Source organism: Paenibacillus sp. H1-7 (genome assembly GCF_022354825.1).
Classification (GTDB): domain Bacteria; phylum Bacillota; class Bacilli; order Paenibacillales; family NBRC-103111; genus Paenibacillus_S.
In genome coordinates this window covers 2,216,104-2,233,615 of sequence record NZ_CP031168.1, presented here as the reverse complement: position 1 = coordinate 2,233,615, position 17,512 = coordinate 2,216,104, and the positions used below count along the sequence as shown (strand labels likewise).

Genomic DNA, 17,512 nt, shown 5'->3' with positions numbered 1-17,512 from the left:
CCTTTTATAAATGGAGCCTCTTGCCGTTACTTGGTACCGGCATCCATCTCCTGAATTTTTTTGTTGGCCCGCTCGGCCGCTTCACGAAGCGCTGTATTGGTATCCTTGCCGTTATATACGACGTCCCTTACGATCGTGTTAAATTCCGCGTTGACATTCCCGTTGTATTTGTTGACCGAGCCGGCGGGGGCATACTTATCCGGCTGGAAAGCTTTGACGTTTTTACCTTTGTACATCGGGTTGTTCTGGCCGAACATCTGTCTAAGCGATGGATTTCTTAAGGAAGTCAAAAATTTGCCGTCCTTAATTTGCTGTGACTGGTATTCCTCGGTCGTCAAGTACGAGATCACCTCAAACGCCTGATCCTTATGCTCGCTCATCGACGTCACATAAAAGTAGGTCGGATACGCCTGCGGACCGGTGTCGGGCTTGTCTTTAAACACCGGGAAGGAGGCCAAATCCCAGTTCATATCTCCAATCTCCTGCGCAGTGTGCAGCGCCGTTGTCGCCAAAAACATCGCTACGTTCCGGTCCTTGAAAAACCGGTTTCTCTCGTGCGGCTCCGATATTTGATTCGATTTGACCGTTTCGTAGCCCGGCAGCTTATAGAATCGGATCAAGTTATCGGCGAATAGCCTCCACCTCTCATCGGTATCGAACGTAGACTTCCTCGTCTCGGTATCGACGAGTGGAATCGAATAATGATTCATCATGCTCAAGTGGCCGTAAGAGGAGCCAAGTCCGTAATATTGTACGCCTCCGTCCATACGGGTCAAGATTTTGCTCATCTCATACAGATCATCCCAAGTTAACCCGTCCTTCGGATAAGGCACACCAAACTTATCGAATATATCCTTGTTGTAGTAAATCGCCGAAGGAGGCGTGTACACCGGCAAGCCGTACATGCCGCCGTTCGCCAGCTTTTTGGCCGTATCAACCATCGTTGGCTCAAGGTGATCCAAGCTGAAGTTATATTTTTTGATCAACGGCGTAATGTCGTATTCCAACTTGTTTTCCATCAGATGAGCGGGGCTTGCTCCTATGGAAGCGAACACGATGTCGATCTTCTGTCCTGCGGTCAGCAGCTCCTGCACCTTGCCCCCGGCGATATAGTTGATCTTAACATGGGGGAATTTGGTCATAATCGGCTGTGCGAACGTTTTCGTAAACTCCTCTTCGGGCCAATCCGCCGGAAACGGAAAAAATACAGTCAGCTCGACAGGGTCTTTCTTGCTCACAGCGGTTTCGTTTGCGGGTGCCGGTGCCCCTTGGTCCGCACCGCAGCCGGATAATATGACGGCTGTGCCAAGCAGCAATCCGCCAAGCGTTTTTTTGTTCAATGCAATCCCTCCCAGTTTGTAAGCGCATACAAAAAAACAAAATATCAATAGGCCTGCTGTCATTCGCGATGCAGAAAAAAAGCAGACTTCTCTTCTTCACCCTCCTTCTAATCTTATCCTTGTGGTATAATTTGGTATAAAGGCGAGTTGTAATTTTATTCTATTTATTGGCGGTATAAAGTTCAACAGTAATATTTCATCAAGGATGGTAAAATATTATGCCTTCAATCCATGGATTCCGTTCTCTAACTTATCCAGACATTTCGTCACATCCTCTACATCTTATTTTGACGATCGGTCATGAATCGACCCAAGATCCGTGCTATCGGTTTGACGGGCAGGAAAGGACCAAGGGGCTCCTTTTTCAATACACGCTGTCCGGAGAAGGAAAGCTGAGCATCGGACCGAACACGTTCTCGGTACCGAAAAATCATGGGTTTTTCGTCCATATTCCAAGCGATCATTACTATTATTTCGACCCTTCATCCGCTGATAATTGGGAGTTTATATGGATTAAGCTGTATGCTACCGAAGTATCGAAGCTATATTGGAACCATTTCATCGATCGGTTCGGACATGTCGCCTTCGTCCCCTCTTCTGCAGAGCCGATTTTGATTTTATGGAGCTTGTACAACAGTATTGCCAACAAGAAGATTGAGCACCAGAAACACGATATATCGTTTCGCGTTTATGAATGGATATTATCGCTGCTCCGCTTTTCGGAAGGAGAAGTTCGCACCGACCGGCATTTGCCGGAAACAGTTCAAATCGGAAAGCAGTTTATGGAACAGCATTTTCACGAGTCCATCTCCTTATCTCAAATCGCGGAAGTCGCGAAGGTTTCCCCCAATCATTTTTGCAAAATGTTTCAAAAGCATGTCGGGGCGTCGCCTGTCGAATATTTGCGGCTCGTCCGGTTGGAGAAGGCTGCTCACCTGCTGAAGCATACCCGGATCCCTGTGTCACAGATAGCTGTCGAAACCGGCTTCGATAATTTGAGCTATTTCGGGAAAGTGTTCCGTAAGCTTATCGGAATGACCCCATCGGAATATAGGGAAGGCAAGTCGGACTTGGCCGGCAACCAACTGCACATTATGAGCTGAAATAAATAGTTCGGAGCCTAGATTCGTTTTATAGAAGCGCCGTTAATTTCCAGAAATCCCGCTCGTTAACATAACAAAGCTGCCGTTCAATAATACGGCAGCTTTGTCATGGTGATTAGCACTATCGTACCCGTTAGCTTAACATTCAATTTTTCGAGAAAGCACACTATCTTTCGTAGTTTCTTCCAGAATGGTTTTCCTATATGCTTTGTTTTTTGGAACAACTAGATAGTTTTAAGTATTCATGCTTCAAAATACTCATCATTATACGATCGACATATTGACCATTTTTATAGACTTCGTCTCTTAGTATGCCATCCTTATTGAAACCAGCCTTTTCATAACTCCGAATAGCACCAGGATTATCAGCATCTACCGTCAAATACACTTTATGAAGGTTTAAACGCTCGAATGCAAAATCCAGGACAACACCTGTCACTTCTGTAGCATAACCTTGCCCCCATACCATTTTGTCCCCAATCCAAATACCAAATTCAGCATGCTTGGACCAAGGATGGATATTAAACAATTGGGTATTTCCAATCGGGATGCCGTCTTCTTTTATTATGGTAAAATAGACAGATGATAGATCTGTTTGCGCATACTTCCGTGTACGTTCTCTGACCACTTCCGGTGTTAGGGGCATACCACTTCCTGATGGTAACGTTCGGTTAACTACAGGATCGGACAGCCATTCATATCGCTTTTCCCAATCTTCTTCAACAACACGCCTTAATGTTACTCGTTGTCCGTATAGCATATTTCCCCTCCGTGTACCTAGATTGGTACTTATTTTGTATACTCGTAAATCCATATGTAGGGTATTCGCGAAAGCTTTTTAACTATCCTGCCCTTTAGCTTAATCCGCCGACGGTCAATCGGGAATGATATAAGATTCTTGTCAAAATCGGCAATGATATAAAGTTCTTGTCATTTGGTTTTGACAAGAACCTTATATGATAAAACGAAAAAGCCGCGACCTACGCGGCTCTTAGTGAGATTAAGTTCTTCTCACCCGACAGCGTCACTTTTTTATAATTATTTGCCCTGACACCTGCTTCTTTTGCGATCTCTTCAATAATTAATTCCACGGCTCTTCTTGTTAATCGTTTCCCCTGTTTTTCTGAAATAAATAGCCCCGGTTCCTCTGTTTGGTTTCGTTTTTGGAGAATCATTTCCCGAACTGGCTTACTGGTCACGTTATGAGCGTCTCTTTTGGATCAAAAATACATTCCAAACCAACCACATAGAAAAAACCCGGCCAGAGGCCAGGTCGGTTTGATTCCTTATTCCGGCAATACCTTCACTTCAACAGCTCGCGTTCTACCATGGCGGCATGCTCCAGCACCGTCTCGACCGACGTATCCCATTGGTACTCCAGGATGGAACGATACGGATGTCGAAGCCCCCGCAAGGCACTCCAGATGGGCTCCCACTCTATAGCACCTTCCCCAATCGGCTGATGCAAATCATCCACACCGTCATTATCGTGGAGGTGGACGGCGCTGAGCCGCGTGCCGAGCGTCCTGATCAGCTCCGCCGTATCCCAGCCGTTAATGAACGAATGCCCTACATCCACGAGAGCGGATATCGTGGGTATTTCCTCGAACAGCCGGACGAACTCCTCTTGGTCAAACAAGGCAGTCTCGCGGAACCCGACATTCTCCACAGCCAGATCAATGCCCAGCTTCTGCGCCTCGTCCCCCAGACGCTTGAGATTATCGATCGCTCTTAGCTGCGATGCCTTCCGCAGGAACAGCGGCGTAGAATACAAGCTCGGATGAATCACCATCTGCTCAGCTCCAATATGGGCCGACCAAGCCAAGCATTCCTTGTACACCTCATACGAATATTCGGCCACCATAGGGAACCGGGCGGAGGCCAGATTCAGCTCCCAGATCGGGGAATGGACGCTCAGCGGACCGGGGTGATTCTGAAACCTCCGAAATTCCGCAAGCCAATTCACCGGCTCATGCCAATTCGGCCCGTCCATGGAAATCTCCAGGCCCCCGGACCAGCGGTCCAGAAGCTCCTTGCAATCGTCGACACGGTGCATATACGGCAGCAGATTGATGAACACATTCACGTTCATAGGATAGACCTTCTTTCATCTATTGTATGGCTGGAACTACTCTTTCAAGGAGCCGAGCATGGCGCCCTTAACGAAGTATTTCTGCAGAAAAGGGTATACGATCAGAATCGGCAGCGTAGTGAAAAGAATGGCGGCAGCCTTGATGGTTTCCGGACTGCTGAAGATTCCTGAATCAACGGCAATGGAATCCAGACCCGAGTCGGTGGCACTGCTCGCGACCATGTTCTTGAGCTTCAGCTGCAGCGGGAACAAATCCTTGGAGCGGATATAGATAAGTGCCCCAAAATAGGCGTTCCACGTCCCAACGGAATGAAACAGCGCAATCGTGGCAAGCACCGGGGCCGACAAGGGCAGCACCAATCGCGCATAGACTCCGAACTCCCCGCTCCCGTCGATTTTCATAGCCTCCACCAGCTCGTTGGAGATGCCTTGGAAGAAGGTCTTCATAATGAACACATTGTAAGCCCCTAGTGCTCCCGGGATTATTAACGCCCACAACGTGTTGATCATGCCAAGGGACTTTACGACCAGATAGCTCGGAATGAGCGGTACGGGAAAAATAAAAGTAAACAGGATGAGTCTGGTAATGAGCTTTCTCCCCGGCATCATCGGACGAGTCAGTGCATAGGCCAAGGTCGATGTAAAAATAAGGCAAAGCAGCGTACCCATTAACGTGATGTAAACGCTCACTCCCATCGCTCTCCACATATCCTTCATCCCGAAGAGCGCCTCATACACATTGAGCTGAAAGCCCTTCGGCCACAAGACAACCATTTTGCTATTGGCATAGACCGGACTACTGAGCGAGACGGCCGCCAAGTGGATCATAGGAGCAATCATGGTGAAGCACAGCACGGTGAAGAAAACGCCGTTCACCCACTGGAACGCCCGTTCCGATCGCGGCATGATGTTCATGGTTTACATCCTCCTAATAAATGCTCTCACCGGTCGTTCGGCGGCTCAGTTTATTCAGTCCGACGACGAGAATGACCCCAACCAGCGCCTTGAAAATACCGATCGCCGTCGTATAGCTGTACTGACCGCCCATGAGTCCCACCCGATATACATAAGTGTCGAACACTTCGCCGACCTCCCGGACAAGCGGGTTTAAGAAGAACAGCACCTGCTCGACATTCGCATCCAGCAAGTGGCCGATGCGAAGCAGAAGAAGAACGATAATTGCCGGCAGCAGGGAGGGCAGTGTAATGTGCCAGGCTTGGCGGAACCGGGAAGCGCCGTCGACCATGGCCGCCTCATACAGATTCGGATTAATCCCCGTGATAGCGGCCAAGTAAATGATCATGGACCAGCCGACCTCCTTCCAGATGCCCAAGCTGATGACCATGCCAAGAAAGTATTTGGGCTCGGTCAGGAAGGAGACGGTTTCTCCGCCAAGGGAATGGATAAGCTGGTTAACCAGTCCGTCCTTGGATAGCAGCTCAGTGAAGATTCCCCCGACAATGACCCAGGAGAGAAAATGCGGTAAATAAAGCAGCGTCTGGGTCGTCCTTTTGAACAAGCTGACCCGAATCTCATTCAGCAGAAGGGCCAGGAGCAACGGGGCCGGGAACCCGAACAAAATGGAATAAAGACCGAATTTCAAAGAGTTCTTAAGCACCAGCATGAACTCGGCGTAGTCAAACATAAATTGAAAATGCTTCAAGCCGACCCACTCGCTGTGCAGAATGCCGGCGAATAAATTGTACTCCTGAAAGGCAATGATATTGCCCGCAAGCGGGATATATTTAAAGATGAGGAAGTGGGCCAGACCCGGCAATGCGATTAACAAGAGAACCCATGAATCAATTCTTACGGATTTTCCGAACAAGGACTTTCCCTCCTTTCCAGCGAAGACAAAGGGACCCTCAAGCAAACCGTGCTCCAGAGAGGGTCCCTATGAAGTTCGTTATTTCTTGTTGAAGGTGTTATGCCATTCGGTAGCTTCTTTAATAGCCGCGTCCCCGCCGCGCTTCTTCCATTCCGCAACGAAGGCGTCAAAGCCTTTATCCAAATCCTCCTTGCCCACAACCAGCTTGACGAAGGCATCATAGAAGAGGCTGCCGGCGACAAAGCCTACATTCAGCTCCGGACGACCGTCCAGCGACTTAAGTGCCGGCATATAAACGGCATTGTTCTTCATGATCGTTGTTTTGGAATCCTCGTAGCCCTTTAGGATGACATCGCTGTTCGGCAGCACCTTAAGCGCCATAGGATTATTCAGGCCATTTTCCCGAACGTTGATGGAAAGCTGGAAAAACTCCTTCTCGTTGAGCTCGCCGGCATTGTTCGGACTTTTCGGGTCGAATTTGACCTGTCCGCCCTCTTCCGTGTAGTTATGGTCCTTGATGCCGTAGGCGAAAAATTTATCCGCATCCGGGCTGCTCCAAGCCCATTCCAGGAATTTGACGATCTCCTCCGGATTCTTGACACTCGCCGGAATCACCCAAACGAAGTACAACTGATCCGTGCCGATCTGCAGGAAGTTCTCACCCCGCGGTCCCTTCGGTGGAACGGCCATGGTAATCGCCGCTTTCGGCTGATTCGGATACTGCTGCGTAGAGACGGCGGCATATTGATAGGTAGCCGCACCCCAGGCCGCAACCAGGCCCTTCGCAATGTCCGTTCCCCGGTCGCCCTGTTTCTTGGTAATAAAATCTTTCTCAATGTAACCGTTGTCATAGAGCTTCTTGTAGAAAGCGATCGCTTCCTTCATCTGCGGCTGAATGATATCCGGTTCCATAACTCCACTCCGCAGATGCCAGGTCCCCGGTCTGACGCCGAAGGAGCCGGTGAACACATCATTCCAGGACATGCCGTCGGTTAACGAGAGCGCCCATTCATTATTCGGATCTCCATCGCCGTTGACATCCTGCACCTTCACCGCTTCGGCGAATTTCAGGAAATCGTCCAGTGTTTTCGGAACCTCCATCTTCAGCTGGTCGAGAATGTCCTGACGATAGAAGATTACCCGGTCCGCGGCGGCTCCGGTCAATACCGGGATGCCGTAGATTTTGCCGTTTCGGCTTACCTTCGGACTATTCCATGCCACCTCGGGAATTTTCTTCTTGAGGCTCGGAGCATACTTATCGATCAAGGGACCCAGTTCATGGAAGACACCTCGATCCACGGCTCCCTTGTGTACCTCCCAATCGATGCCTCCGGTCCGCACCAAGTCGGCAAGCTCTCCCGACGCGAAGCGAAGCGCCAGCTGCTGCCGGAAATCGATGTCGTGTCCAAGGAATTCATAATTCACGTTGTAGCCGGACAGCCTGCTAAGCTCCTTGAAGTATTTGTCCTTCTTCTCATCCGGTCCCTTCGAGGCGAAGCCCGAGTTGTTGTGGGACAGCAGCACCTTGATGTTCTTGCCGGCGGCCGCTTTCGTTCCCGAATCGCCGCTTCCCGGCGCCGATCCGCCCGATTCGCCTCCGCAGGCGGCCAGCATCGTTCCTGCCAGCACTATGCTGGCCGTCGATGCGATGAATGTTTTTTTCGACTTGAATGCCATCTCGCGATCCCCTCCGAATGTTCATCCTGATCCATTAGCCTTTCCAATATCCATTATAGGATGGGCTTCTGAAGGTCACTATGGAATTATCAACGAAAACTTGTATAAAGCTTATATCGAATCAGGAACCTCGATGCTTTCATACTTTCGGTAGTCCGAGGGGGAGAAGCCGGTATATTTCTTGAAGGTTTTGGAGAAGTACGCGTAATCCTCGTAGCCGACCGCTTCCCCCGCTTCATACACTTTGACGAACGGATTTTGAAGGAACGCCTTGGCTTTTTCCATTCGGACCTGGGTTACATACTGGTTGAACGACACGCCCGTTTCCTTCTTGAACATATTGCCGAAGTAATTCGGAGACAACGCAAAGTGCACAGCAGCATCCTTGAGGCTGAGATCCGCCTTCTTATAATGCTCCTCGATATACTCCTTCGCGCTTTTGACCATCCGATTGTAGCTCCACCAGTTGCGGCTGAACCGGATGTGCTCGATCAATCCCTGCAAACAAGCATGTATGTAGTCGTACAGCTGTTCGGCGGTGGCTAAGCTTTCATTTTCAGGGAACTGCGCCTTTGGAAGAGGCAAGCCGTTCTGGCTTACTTCCTGCAGGGTCCCGTTCAGTACAATCAAATAGTACGTCAGCTGCTCCAGATGCTCCGGCTTCACAAGCTCAGGGCCCGGGTTCAATGTATTGCGAATGCGCTCCAGCTCTTCGGCCAGCTCGCCTTCGTTCATGTGCCATATTGATTTGGCCGCACGCTCGGCATGAACCTTCCATGACCAGAGCCAGTCCTTGGGTAAGTCTTGCTTGCCAATTCGGGACTGAAGCTTTCCATGGATCTTCGTAAGCACGGACAAGAAATACGAAGGGTCGATCGGCTTCAACAGATAGTCCGCTACCCCGAATCGCAGCGCACTCTGGGCATAAGCAAAATCCCCATAGCCGGAAACCACCACGTATTCGCTCTTCAGCTGCCTGTCGGTCAAGCTGCGAATGAGCTCAAGCCCGGACAAACCCGGCATCCTGACATCCGTAACGATCAAATCCGGCTTCAGCTCAAGCGACCTTTGCAGCGCCTGCTCCCCATCCTTCGCCTCCTCAATGACGACGAAGTTCTCAGCATCGCGTTCGATGATCGTTCTTAACGTCAAACGAACCATTCTTTCATCATCCGCAATCAGCACTTTGAACATCCTGAAGGACTCCTTTCTGGTAAGGAAGCTTTACTTGGATCCGCGTACCCTTCTCATTCGAATCGCATATTCGAAGCCCATAGGGCTCTCCAAAGGCAAGTCGCAAACGACTATGTACGTTCCATAATCCGATTCCGTGGAAAGGACTCATACTGGCACGAACCTGCTTCACCTCGGTCATCGATTCGAAGGCCTGATTATATTTACGGTAGAGCTCCGGGGGCATCCCTTTTCCCTCATCGTGTATATACATCGAATACCAGTCTTCTTCAGCACAGCCGATAATCGATACGTTTCCCGGCGAAATCCCCTGCTTCTCGTAAGCATGCTGAAATGCATTCTCAATGAGCGGCTGTAGGGTAAGGCGGAACAAATAAACCTGATCCAGCATCTCTTCGTCCACATTCATGTTAAAACTGAAGCCCTCGAACCGCTGCTCCTGAATGCAGATATAGCTCATGATATGATCGAGCTCTTTGCGCAGACTTACGACCTGCTCCGGGTTCCCGACACTGTAACGAAACAGGTTCGAGAGATGCACCGTCATTTGACTGATCGGCTTGATATTGAACACCACCGCATGGGCATTGATGATTTCTAACGTGTTATATAGAAAATGGGGATTGATCCGGGACTGCATCGCAGAGACCAGCGACTCTCTATGCTTCAGCTCGAGCTCCTTCTCGCTCATTTGGGTTCTGTGAATTTCCCCAAGCAGCTTCTTGATTTCCCTGAACATTCGATAGAAGACGGCGAAGCCTAGAATGAGAATTTGGGCACCGATGAAGAGAGTAAGCACCTGCAGGCGCAGCAAGCCGCCAAGCAGTTCCGTTTGGGAGGTTTCGGATATTATTCGAAACCCGGTTTGGTCAGAGATTTGATAGACCATCAACCGCTTGCCGCCGCTTCCCTCCAGCTCGAACCTCCCCTTGTCCCCGTTCATCCGATCGGACCATGAGGAAGGAAGAAAAGCTCCGACTCTTTCCCTATCCGTATGGAAGAAGATTTGGCCCGATTCGTTCGCTACGACCATGGAGCCATTCTTCCCATAGGGCTTCAGATCGGAGATTTTGAGCAGCTGCTTTAAGGATAGAGACATGATGATGGCTCCAAGGGGCTCGTAGGTTTCATTATCAATAATTTTTCTGTAAACCGTAATGACAGATACGCCGGCCTTCTCCTCGATCCCCAAGATTTTGAAGGATTCTTGAAATAGAGGCATAACGGCCGTCGAATAATCGCCGAAGCTTGCTCCTTTTTGGGAGAGGAGGGAGAAGCCGTACATGTCCTTTCGCATGTTGGGGAGAAGCTCGTTCGAGATCCGTCCTTTAAGGCGGTACATTTCGTATGTGTTATACGGATCCGCTTTAATAAATTCCTGAATCAGTGGATGACCGGGAAGCGCCATGGAATCGGCTTTGATTCCCGCGAAATACTCGTCCAGCTGGGCATGAACCCTGCCGATCAGCTGCTCGTTATAATAAATGCCGCTATCTTCGATAGTTTCGGCAGACTTCGCATACCAGAGCAGGCTGAATAACAAAAACGGGAGACAAAACAGGACAATAAAGTACAGAAGCATTTTCCTTTTGATAGATAAAGGCTGACCCCATCTCATCATGGTACGCTCCTCTCCTGCAACGCAGCGGCGGTGGTCTGATGATTCTTCACTGATTCGTTTTTGCTTATTTATGTTCATTTTCGCGCAGCCATTCTCTTCAAGATTATGCCAAGGGAAAGCGCATTGTCAAAGCCTTTACGATATCTTCATATAGACAATTTATTATCGTAGATATTTACATAAAAACGTTGGTTTATCCAACGACGAAACACAGCCAACGAACTACAGTGAAGGTAGACCCCATGCATCTACAGGCATATGTATTCGAGCATAATTGCGCAATCCATAAAGGAGGTATTACGCCCGTGACAACCGATTTTACGTCAGAACAACCGGATTCCATGAAGGGAGAGCGAATGATAAGTCGAAGAAAGCTTCTGGCTTCCTTAGGTATGGCCGGCGCCGCCGCTCTGGTAACCGCATATGGTACAAGCGCCGCTGTGCAGTCGGTAACGGAGGCCACCTACGGCAAGCCGGAGCTGCTGCCGCGCGAGCTGATGAACTTAAGTTATGTGGTATCGACGACGATTGCCGAGCTTCGAAGCAATGCCCAAATTCAGAATAACCTGGTATATTACGTTAACGATCGCGAGCAGGAAGGCATTTTCCTCTATGACCCATCTGACGTCAGCTCCGAGGATAATACCGGAACGATATTAGTGAACGCTTCCGGGGCAAGGTTCAAGAGGGTGGTGGACAATTATACGGTGAACGCCAAGTGGTACGGCGCGAAGGGGGATGCTTCCGCAGATGATACCGCAGCCATCCAGAACGCATTAAGCGAAGCGCTCCGATGGCCGAGTGTGAAGGTCATCGTACCGGCAGGGACCTACCGTACGACGAAGGAGCTGTATTTGTTTAAAAACACGCACCTGGTAATGAACGAGCAAACGACGATTCTTCGCAGCCACGACGGCAACGTGTTCCGGAACTATAGGACAACGGACGTGTTCTACCAATACGAGGGCAACGGCAACATTACCATTGAGGGTGGTGTGGTTGATTGCAATGGGGTGAAATTCACCCGGGTTTGCAACGGGATGGCCCTCGCTCATGCCGAGCATATTACGCTGCGCAAAGTGACCATCAAGGATACCCAGAGCGGCCATGGCATAGAACTGACGGGTGTTAGGCATGTGCTTTTCGATCAATGCCGCTTTGTAGGGTTTATGTTTACCACTCAGAACTATTCCGAAGCCATTCAGCTGGAGCCCGCCTTGAAGGCAGGCTTCGTCGGGCAGGCCGCCGATCATACGCCTACCCATCATGTGACCGTACAGCATTGCTATTTCGGTCCAAGCGGTACACCGGGAACGGTCCCTTGGCCATGCGGTGTCGGGGCGCATGGGGCTTATCCCGGAGCGTATTTCGACCATATTATTGTTCGTGACAATGTTATGGAGAACTCTACTTATTGGGCGATCCGTCCCTTTAAGTGGCGCAATTCCGTCATCGCCGGCAATCATATGAAGAGGGTAAACGGCGGCATCTTCATCTCCACCCCGTCCGCAACTTCGGCTTCCTCAAAGGATGATCAAGGAGTCGTCCATCCGGTGCAGCCTGCAAGCACGATCATCGTGGAGCACAATATCATAGATACCGGGACGAATAACGGGATTTATGTCGAGGGCTTTGCTGAAGGAAGCGGGGAAAAGGTTATTATTGCTAATAATATTATTAAGCAAATGGACGGGCAAGGGATCAGCCTTCGCAGCAACCACTGCGTGATTACCGGCAATATCCTGGAGGGAGTCAAGAAAAACGGCATTTATATGACGGATTGCACGAACATCGTTGTTGCCGACAACCTCATCCGCGACGTTAACTTCCATGGTGTGCAAATCAACAATTCCAAGGGCATTGCAGTAACCAATAATTCAGTTACGAACGCCGGTCAGAACGGGGAAGGAACGTATGACGGAATCGCTCTTACGGGTACGTCAAGAGAAACGCGAGTCGTTGGAAATACCGTAAGAACGGAGCAAGGACGGAAGCGCCTTCGCTGTGGCTTGAATGCCGCCTCCTCCGTCACCTTGCTAACCCGTCTGCAGAATGACCTTCGCTGCGGTGCCGTAAACGGCAACTTGCTGGACGCATCCGTTCAACCGAATACGTCCTATGAAGACTTATCCTAGCAGGACTTGATGATCTTTGCCGGGTTTCCGCCTACAACTACGTTATCAGGAACATCCTTCGTTACGATGGCACCGGAGGCGATGACCACATTGTTGCCAATCGTCACTCCTGGGTTGATGACAGCTCTGCCCCCAATCCAAACGTTATGGCCGATGGTGACAGGAATACCGTATTCCGCTCCGTTGATTCGTTCGGGGGCGTGGATCGGATGGGTTGCGGTATAATATGAACTCCAGGGGCAATGAAACAGTTATCCCCTATTCGGATTTCGCATACATCCAAGAAAACACAATCGAAGTTCGTGAAGAAATTGTCGCCTACATGAATGTTATAGCCGTAATCGCATCGAAAAGTCGGTTCCACATATAGGCTTTTTCCTGTGGAGCCGAACAGCTCCTTTAAGAGCTCGATCCTTTCCTTATCATCGGTTTCAACAGTTTGATTGAACAATCGGGTAAGCCTTCGAGCATGCTGTCTCTCTTTCACTAATTCGGGGTCTCCGGCAAAATAAAGCTCGCCGCTGAGCATTTTCTGTTTTTCGGTAATTTTTTTCGCTCCTTTCGAGCTATTCTGCGTTTATTAAGTATAGAAATCATATTGTGGGATAAAGCTGGTACTAATCCACTCAGGCTAGGAGCAGCTCATCCCATGCTACCATTAGGAATCACTATAGCGGTAATGATCATGATCATCCTAGGTATGCCCAAACGCCTGACCCATGCGGAGTATTATATCACTTCCCTGTTTGCCTTCCTATTGAATGCTACTGCCGATTTCTCCTTGAATTTGCAGCATGACTATTACGGCTATTTTCGGGAAGGAGTCGATATCGAAGGGTATCTTATTGTTTAGTTATTGGACCTTGCATTAATATTCTCTATCTATGCGTACGGCGCTCTAGCCCTTCATATCCATGGGTTTTGTACCGACGCTACCATTTCATTAAGGTTGTCTTGTTAATCCCATATTTCTTCGCAGCAGCCAGAAAACCAATTTCCCCATTCGATACTTCTTCGAGAATGGCAAGTTTCTCCAAAGCATTATATTTTCCTCTAGACATGAAAAGCTCCCCTTACAGTAGTTAGGCTTTTATTATTTCGCCTGTCTACCGTATGGGGAGCATATCAATCCTTAGTCTGCCGCTGTTTTATTGAACTCGTACGCGTTAGCGTAACAAGTTCTTAATTCAACTTTGAACTACTCGTTCAAAAATAATTTCGTATTTCGTAGGTTTTCCATGTCCATTATAATGTGTTGGTAATACCTGTACTAGTCTCCATCCGTCTTTAGCATGTTCATCAATTAGCTCTCGATGTGTAGCCGATGAGAAAAATCCGCCTAAAGTCGTTTCAGCATATTTGTATTCGTACAACCTCTTCAACTCCTTTTCTCAGGTATGTACGATTCCGTCCTGCCCGTTAGCATAAAGCGGCTGCTGATCCATGCCGGCAGGTGCGTCTTAGTAATTCAATAAACTATCGTACCCCGTTAGCTTAACAGTAAAGTGATTAACATTTCTTACATATCCATTTCCTTGGTTGTGGCATTTTTAAGTGCAATTGAAAGTTTTTCAGCAGCTTCTTTCACGATAATAAAAGCTTTAGCCACAGCTGCATCAGCCTCATCAGCCCTATTTAATGATTCTTCGGCTAGCTGAGATGTTTTAATAAGCTTTTGAACAGCCTCATTCCGTATTATTTCAGCCACTTGTAACAAGGAAGGATTGTCTGAAACATGGGTTAAATATTGCGTTGCATCATCGGCTGCATCTGTTGCTAAAGCTACCTCATTTTCCAACTGGATAGCTAATTTTCGAACATTAATTGCCAAAGAAGTTACTTGATTTAGTTCTGTTCTGGCTGTTTTCATCTGTTCGAGTAACGACAATAAGCTTTCCGACATATAAGGGCTTCTTCTCCTTTAATTACTAGATTTATCCTAAGTTTATCATATTAGATTGATTTAGCCAGAATGGTATCAGAAAAAATGGGTATTCTGCGAGCTGTATTATCCTGCCCGTAATCGCTAGTTCGACTCATTTTTTGAATAAGGGCTAATCCAAGTCCAGTAGGGTCAACCAAGTATGCTTGGAAAAAATCATCCAATTCCATTTTCTTTCGTACAACCAAAGCACCGAAATTCTTAGCATTTGAAATCGTTTCATCAATAAAATTGACTTCAATTTGTATTCGAGTGCCAAATCATGTGGACCTTTAGTGATACCTCCAGAGATTCCTCCTGTGCTGACAGTGCAATAACCCCTGCTGGGTTCACTAACTTCCCAACCAAATACATTAGAATAAAATTCTGTTTCTTTGTCGGTGTCTTGACTATTTAACTCAAACCCGCGACCTTTCCCACTTTAGTCCTTCTTTCTATGAGTGATTAAATATTGAATTCAATATTTTTCATTAAATTTCTCTAGAGTTGACATGTTACTTTGCATTACTGCCCGTTAGGGATGTCGGAACACAAAAATATCCCATACTTATTTGCGAGATAGATATGGGCATCAATCCAATCCTTAATACTTATCTTGGCATACAATTAGTTAGATGCCCAGTTTAAAGGAGTGAATAAATCGAATGGGATTTATACCGCAAGAAGGTCCAACTTCTCCTCCACCCTCATATGTACCTCAAATGTCTCCATATGCTGTTGACCTTGGGACAATTTCTAGTTGTTTGGATCAATACACTTTCATATGGCTCAATAATGGGGATAGCTTTTGGTTTTATCTGACTTTTGTCGGAAGGACATCGATTTTAGGATATAGATTTTTCGGAGGAAGATGGAATCCATATACAGTTAATTTAAGAGAAATTATTTCATTTTCATGTTACTGATTAATTATAATCCATGATTGAAGAGTACTTTTCAGCAGAACCTCATATGTATTTAGTCCAGCTTGTTTGCCCCACTATCCTGTCCGGTAATTGAGCAAAGGCAGCCGATCGTACTGGCCGGCTGCCTTTGTGTTGTTTATATTCAGCTATCGTACCCGTCCGGTTTTAAGGGTTTATCTCACATATACTCACTCATTCGCAGGATTTCATCACCTTGTAATGTAACCCATATCGGAATTCTAAGCTAATGGGGACTGGGAAACCCTGACCTTTCGTCGCCTGACTGTATGACTTAACTGGAACTGGATGAGGGTCGAACTCTATAATCAATAAAGCAAACTTGCACGCAATTCGAAAACTCGAAGCTACTTGTGGTACGGTTCAGCTTAACGATGCTATCGGCGAAAAATGCGAAAGGAACAGCTGCTGCGCGATGATCTGCTTGTTTCGTTCGGGGGTATTTACAGCGTACAACCTTATAATGGTAAAGTATAAATAAGAAATATTGGAGGTGAAGGTATGTATGGCTGATTACAAAGATAATAGGAAGTTGAACTTTTTATTACGGCACCTAGACTATCATAACACCTACATAAAAACGTTCAATAATGAGGGGGAAAAAGGGAAGAGACTCCTCCGTATTATAGTTGATCGTCCCGACCCCGCCGCGGGGAATCGCCCTCCGCCGCTCAAGGTACGAGTATCTTCCTCGGGAGGGCGATACCAATGAGGGATGCTGCGGAGGATCAGCAGAAGCACGGGCAGCAAGAACATGTCGAGACACTGCCGCTGTTCTCCACCACGGATAAGAACGGACGGATGACTATGCTCCGGCCGGGACGTCGCGTCGGACGCGCGGCTCCGCTGATGCCCTGGCTGCTCACAGCTGCTGCACTGTGGGCGCTGACAGGCTCCGTGCCGTTCGGCGCACTGCTCGGCATGGCGCCGACACCGACGATCAGCATGCTCCTCGGTCATCCGGTCACAGTGGGCGTCGCCGTTTTGCTGCTGTTCGTCGCGATCGGTACGACCGGTGGAGTGTACTCGCGAGCGGTCGAGCAGTTCGGACAGACCAGGGTCGCCGGCCTGTTCGTGGCGCTAGCGATAGCAGGAGGACTCGCAGCAGTCGCGGGAGTCCTCCTGTTCTGGTCACTGACAAGCGATCCGTCGCGCCCCTTTGACCTCAAGGCCATAGCCACATCGCCGACGATCCCGCCAGAGCTCGGCGCCGTCGTTGGAGCTAGCTTCGGCCTCTGGGCCGCCATCACGCTCCTGCGGTTGCCCGGCTCTATCGCCCACGCCCGGCGGCGTCAGGCGGACATCGAGCGACTCCGCATGGAGGGTTCATCTTGCACCGGGACGTTGACCGCTGTGAACTTTACTAACAGTTGGCTCTTTAATTTCCCGATGTTCACGGTTGAGGTAAATTACATCGTCGACGGTACTCCTCGTGTCGTCTCAGCGCACATGTGCACCAGCGCCGACCGCGTTCCCGTCGTCGGGTCACGAATGATCGTGCTGATCGACGACCGCGGAACCACCCACGTGGAGCTGGACCTGGCGAGTGGAGCGGCATTCGAGCCGGACGTGGGGAAGTACGCACCGTCGGACGGTTGATTTTGCGGCTAGCACTAGTCTCCCTCTATTAGGGAGAGTATGTGGTATCCAGCAACAT

The 17,512-nt window shown here is 48.7% G+C and carries 16 protein-coding genes and 2 pseudogenes; 4 read left to right on the top strand and 14 right to left on the bottom strand.

Annotation, left to right across the window (positions count from 1 at the left end):
• Nucleotides 1-26 precede the first annotated feature (26 nt).
• Entirely contained in the window at nt 27-1,340 is a 1,314-nt protein-coding gene (locus DVH26_RS10185; protein WP_239633580.1) for an ABC transporter substrate-binding protein, read from the bottom strand.
• 218 nt (nt 1,341-1,558) lie between these two features.
• Here DVH26_RS10185 and DVH26_RS10180 point away from each other — a divergent pair, with 218 nt between their 5' ends.
• The gene (locus DVH26_RS10180; RefSeq protein ID WP_239633579.1) at nt 1,559-2,443 is read left to right on the top strand and encodes an AraC family transcriptional regulator; all 885 of its coding nucleotides are present in this window, start codon (nt 1,559-1,561) and stop codon (nt 2,441-2,443) included.
• A 199-nt stretch (nt 2,444-2,642) separates the two neighbouring features.
• On the opposite strand, the gene DVH26_RS10175 is transcribed toward DVH26_RS10180, so the two are convergent.
• The 8 genes from DVH26_RS10175 to DVH26_RS10140 all read right to left on the bottom strand — a co-directional run bounded on the left by DVH26_RS10175 (nt 2,643) and on the right by DVH26_RS10140 (nt 10,855).
• Nucleotides 2,643-3,203: a GNAT family N-acetyltransferase gene (locus DVH26_RS10175; protein WP_239633578.1), complete on the bottom strand. Its 561-nt coding sequence runs from the start codon at nt 3,201-3,203 to the stop codon at nt 2,643-2,645.
• Between the two features lie 220 nt (nt 3,204-3,423).
• Entirely contained in the window at nt 3,424-3,642 is a 219-nt protein-coding gene (locus DVH26_RS10170) for a hypothetical protein (RefSeq protein WP_239633577.1), read from the bottom strand.
• A 104-nt stretch (nt 3,643-3,746) separates the two neighbouring features.
• Nucleotides 3,747-4,535 (bottom strand): sugar phosphate isomerase/epimerase family protein, encoded by a 789-nt coding sequence (locus DVH26_RS10165; RefSeq protein ID WP_239633576.1) that lies wholly within the window; start codon nt 4,533-4,535, stop codon nt 3,747-3,749.
• 36 nt (nt 4,536-4,571) lie between these two features.
• Nucleotides 4,572-5,450, bottom strand: a complete 879-nt coding sequence (locus DVH26_RS10160; protein WP_239633575.1) for a carbohydrate ABC transporter permease — start codon at nt 5,448-5,450, stop codon at nt 4,572-4,574.
• Nucleotides 5,451-5,463: 13 nt separating this feature from the next.
• Nucleotides 5,464-6,363, bottom strand: coding sequence for an ABC transporter permease (locus DVH26_RS10155; protein ID WP_239633574.1), 900 nt, complete (start codon nt 6,361-6,363; stop codon nt 5,464-5,466).
• Between the two features lie 78 nt (nt 6,364-6,441).
• Nucleotides 6,442-8,040: an extracellular solute-binding protein gene (locus DVH26_RS10150; protein WP_239633573.1), complete on the bottom strand. Its 1,599-nt coding sequence runs from the start codon at nt 8,038-8,040 to the stop codon at nt 6,442-6,444.
• A 111-nt stretch (nt 8,041-8,151) separates the two neighbouring features.
• Complete coding sequence (locus DVH26_RS10145) at nt 8,152-9,234, bottom strand: response regulator (protein WP_239633572.1); 1,083 nt, start codon at nt 9,232-9,234, stop codon at nt 8,152-8,154.
• Nucleotides 9,209-10,855: a sensor histidine kinase gene (locus DVH26_RS10140; RefSeq protein ID WP_239633571.1), complete on the bottom strand. Its 1,647-nt coding sequence runs from the start codon at nt 10,853-10,855 to the stop codon at nt 9,209-9,211. The genes DVH26_RS10145 and DVH26_RS10140 overlap by 26 nt, the downstream gene beginning before the upstream one ends.
• Before the next feature lie 305 nt (nt 10,856-11,160).
• Here DVH26_RS10140 and DVH26_RS10135 point away from each other — a divergent pair, with 305 nt between their 5' ends.
• Complete coding sequence (locus tag DVH26_RS10135) at nt 11,161-12,990, top strand: right-handed parallel beta-helix repeat-containing protein (RefSeq protein ID WP_239633570.1); 1,830 nt, start codon at nt 11,161-11,163, stop codon at nt 12,988-12,990.
• Here DVH26_RS10135 and DVH26_RS10130 read toward each other — a convergent pair.
• Nucleotides 12,987-13,519, bottom strand: a pseudogene (locus tag DVH26_RS10130) (sugar O-acetyltransferase). The gene DVH26_RS10135 and the pseudogene DVH26_RS10130 sit on opposite strands and share 4 nt — an antisense overlap.
• Nucleotides 13,520-13,639: 120 nt before the next feature.
• On the opposite strand from DVH26_RS10130, the gene DVH26_RS10125 reads away from it, so the two are divergent.
• Nucleotides 13,640-13,843 carry a hypothetical protein gene (locus tag DVH26_RS10125; RefSeq protein WP_239633569.1) on the top strand — a complete coding sequence of 68 codons (204 nt, stop codon included), beginning with the start codon at nt 13,640-13,642 and terminating at the stop codon, nt 13,841-13,843.
• Nucleotides 13,844-13,922: 79 nt separating this feature from the next.
• Here the strand turns inward: DVH26_RS10125 and DVH26_RS10120 are convergent, their stop codons facing one another.
• The 4 genes and pseudogenes from DVH26_RS10120 to DVH26_RS37250 form a co-directional block, all read right to left on the bottom strand.
• Nucleotides 13,923-14,051, bottom strand: a complete 129-nt coding sequence (locus tag DVH26_RS10120) for a helix-turn-helix domain-containing protein (RefSeq protein WP_239633568.1) — start codon at nt 14,049-14,051, stop codon at nt 13,923-13,925.
• Nucleotides 14,052-14,177: 126 nt separating this feature from the next.
• On the bottom strand, nt 14,178-14,363 hold the full coding sequence (locus DVH26_RS10115) for a DUF4177 domain-containing protein (RefSeq protein ID WP_239633567.1): 186 nt from the start codon (nt 14,361-14,363) through the stop codon (nt 14,178-14,180).
• Nucleotides 14,364-14,509: 146 nt separating this feature from the next.
• Nucleotides 14,510-14,893: a hypothetical protein gene (locus DVH26_RS10110; RefSeq protein WP_239633566.1), complete on the bottom strand. Its 384-nt coding sequence runs from the start codon at nt 14,891-14,893 to the stop codon at nt 14,510-14,512.
• Between the two features lie 151 nt (nt 14,894-15,044).
• A pseudogene (locus DVH26_RS37250) lies at nt 15,045-15,284 on the bottom strand (hypothetical protein); the annotation flags it as partial.
• A 1,279-nt stretch (nt 15,285-16,563) separates the two neighbouring features.
• Between DVH26_RS37250 and DVH26_RS10100 the strand changes: the two are divergent.
• Complete coding sequence (locus DVH26_RS10100; protein ID WP_239633565.1) at nt 16,564-17,454, top strand: hypothetical protein; 891 nt, start codon at nt 16,564-16,566, stop codon at nt 17,452-17,454.
• Nucleotides 17,455-17,512: the final 58 nt, after the last annotated feature.

Bases quoted from the DNA above. Each gene is read 5' to 3' on its own strand.
- DVH26_RS10180 (WP_239633579.1), top strand. From the start codon at position 1,559: ATGCCTTCAATCCATGGATTCCGTTCTCTAACTTATCCAGACATTTCG.
- DVH26_RS10140 (WP_239633571.1), bottom strand. From the start codon at position 10,855: ATGATGAGATGGGGTCAGCCTTTATCTATCAAAAGGAAAATGCTTCTG.
- DVH26_RS10120 (WP_239633568.1), bottom strand. From the start codon at position 14,051: ATGTCTAGAGGAAAATATAATGCTTTGGAGAAACTTGCCATTCTCGAA.
- DVH26_RS10110 (WP_239633566.1), bottom strand. From the start codon at position 14,893: ATGTCGGAAAGCTTATTGTCGTTACTCGAACAGATGAAAACAGCCAGA.
- DVH26_RS10125 (WP_239633569.1), top strand. From the start codon at position 13,640: ATGCTACCATTAGGAATCACTATAGCGGTAATGATCATGATCATCCTA.
- DVH26_RS10100 (WP_239633565.1), top strand. From the start codon at position 16,564: ATGAGGGATGCTGCGGAGGATCAGCAGAAGCACGGGCAGCAAGAACAT.
- DVH26_RS10150 (WP_239633573.1), bottom strand. From the start codon at position 8,040: ATGGCATTCAAGTCGAAAAAAACATTCATCGCATCGACGGCCAGCATA.
- DVH26_RS10160 (WP_239633575.1), bottom strand. From the start codon at position 5,450: ATGAACATCATGCCGCGATCGGAACGGGCGTTCCAGTGGGTGAACGGC.
- DVH26_RS10165 (WP_239633576.1), bottom strand. From the start codon at position 4,535: ATGAACGTGAATGTGTTCATCAATCTGCTGCCGTATATGCACCGTGTC.
- DVH26_RS10145 (WP_239633572.1), bottom strand. From the start codon at position 9,234: ATGTTCAAAGTGCTGATTGCGGATGATGAAAGAATGGTTCGTTTGACG.
- DVH26_RS10175 (WP_239633578.1), bottom strand. From the start codon at position 3,203: ATGCTATACGGACAACGAGTAACATTAAGGCGTGTTGTTGAAGAAGAT.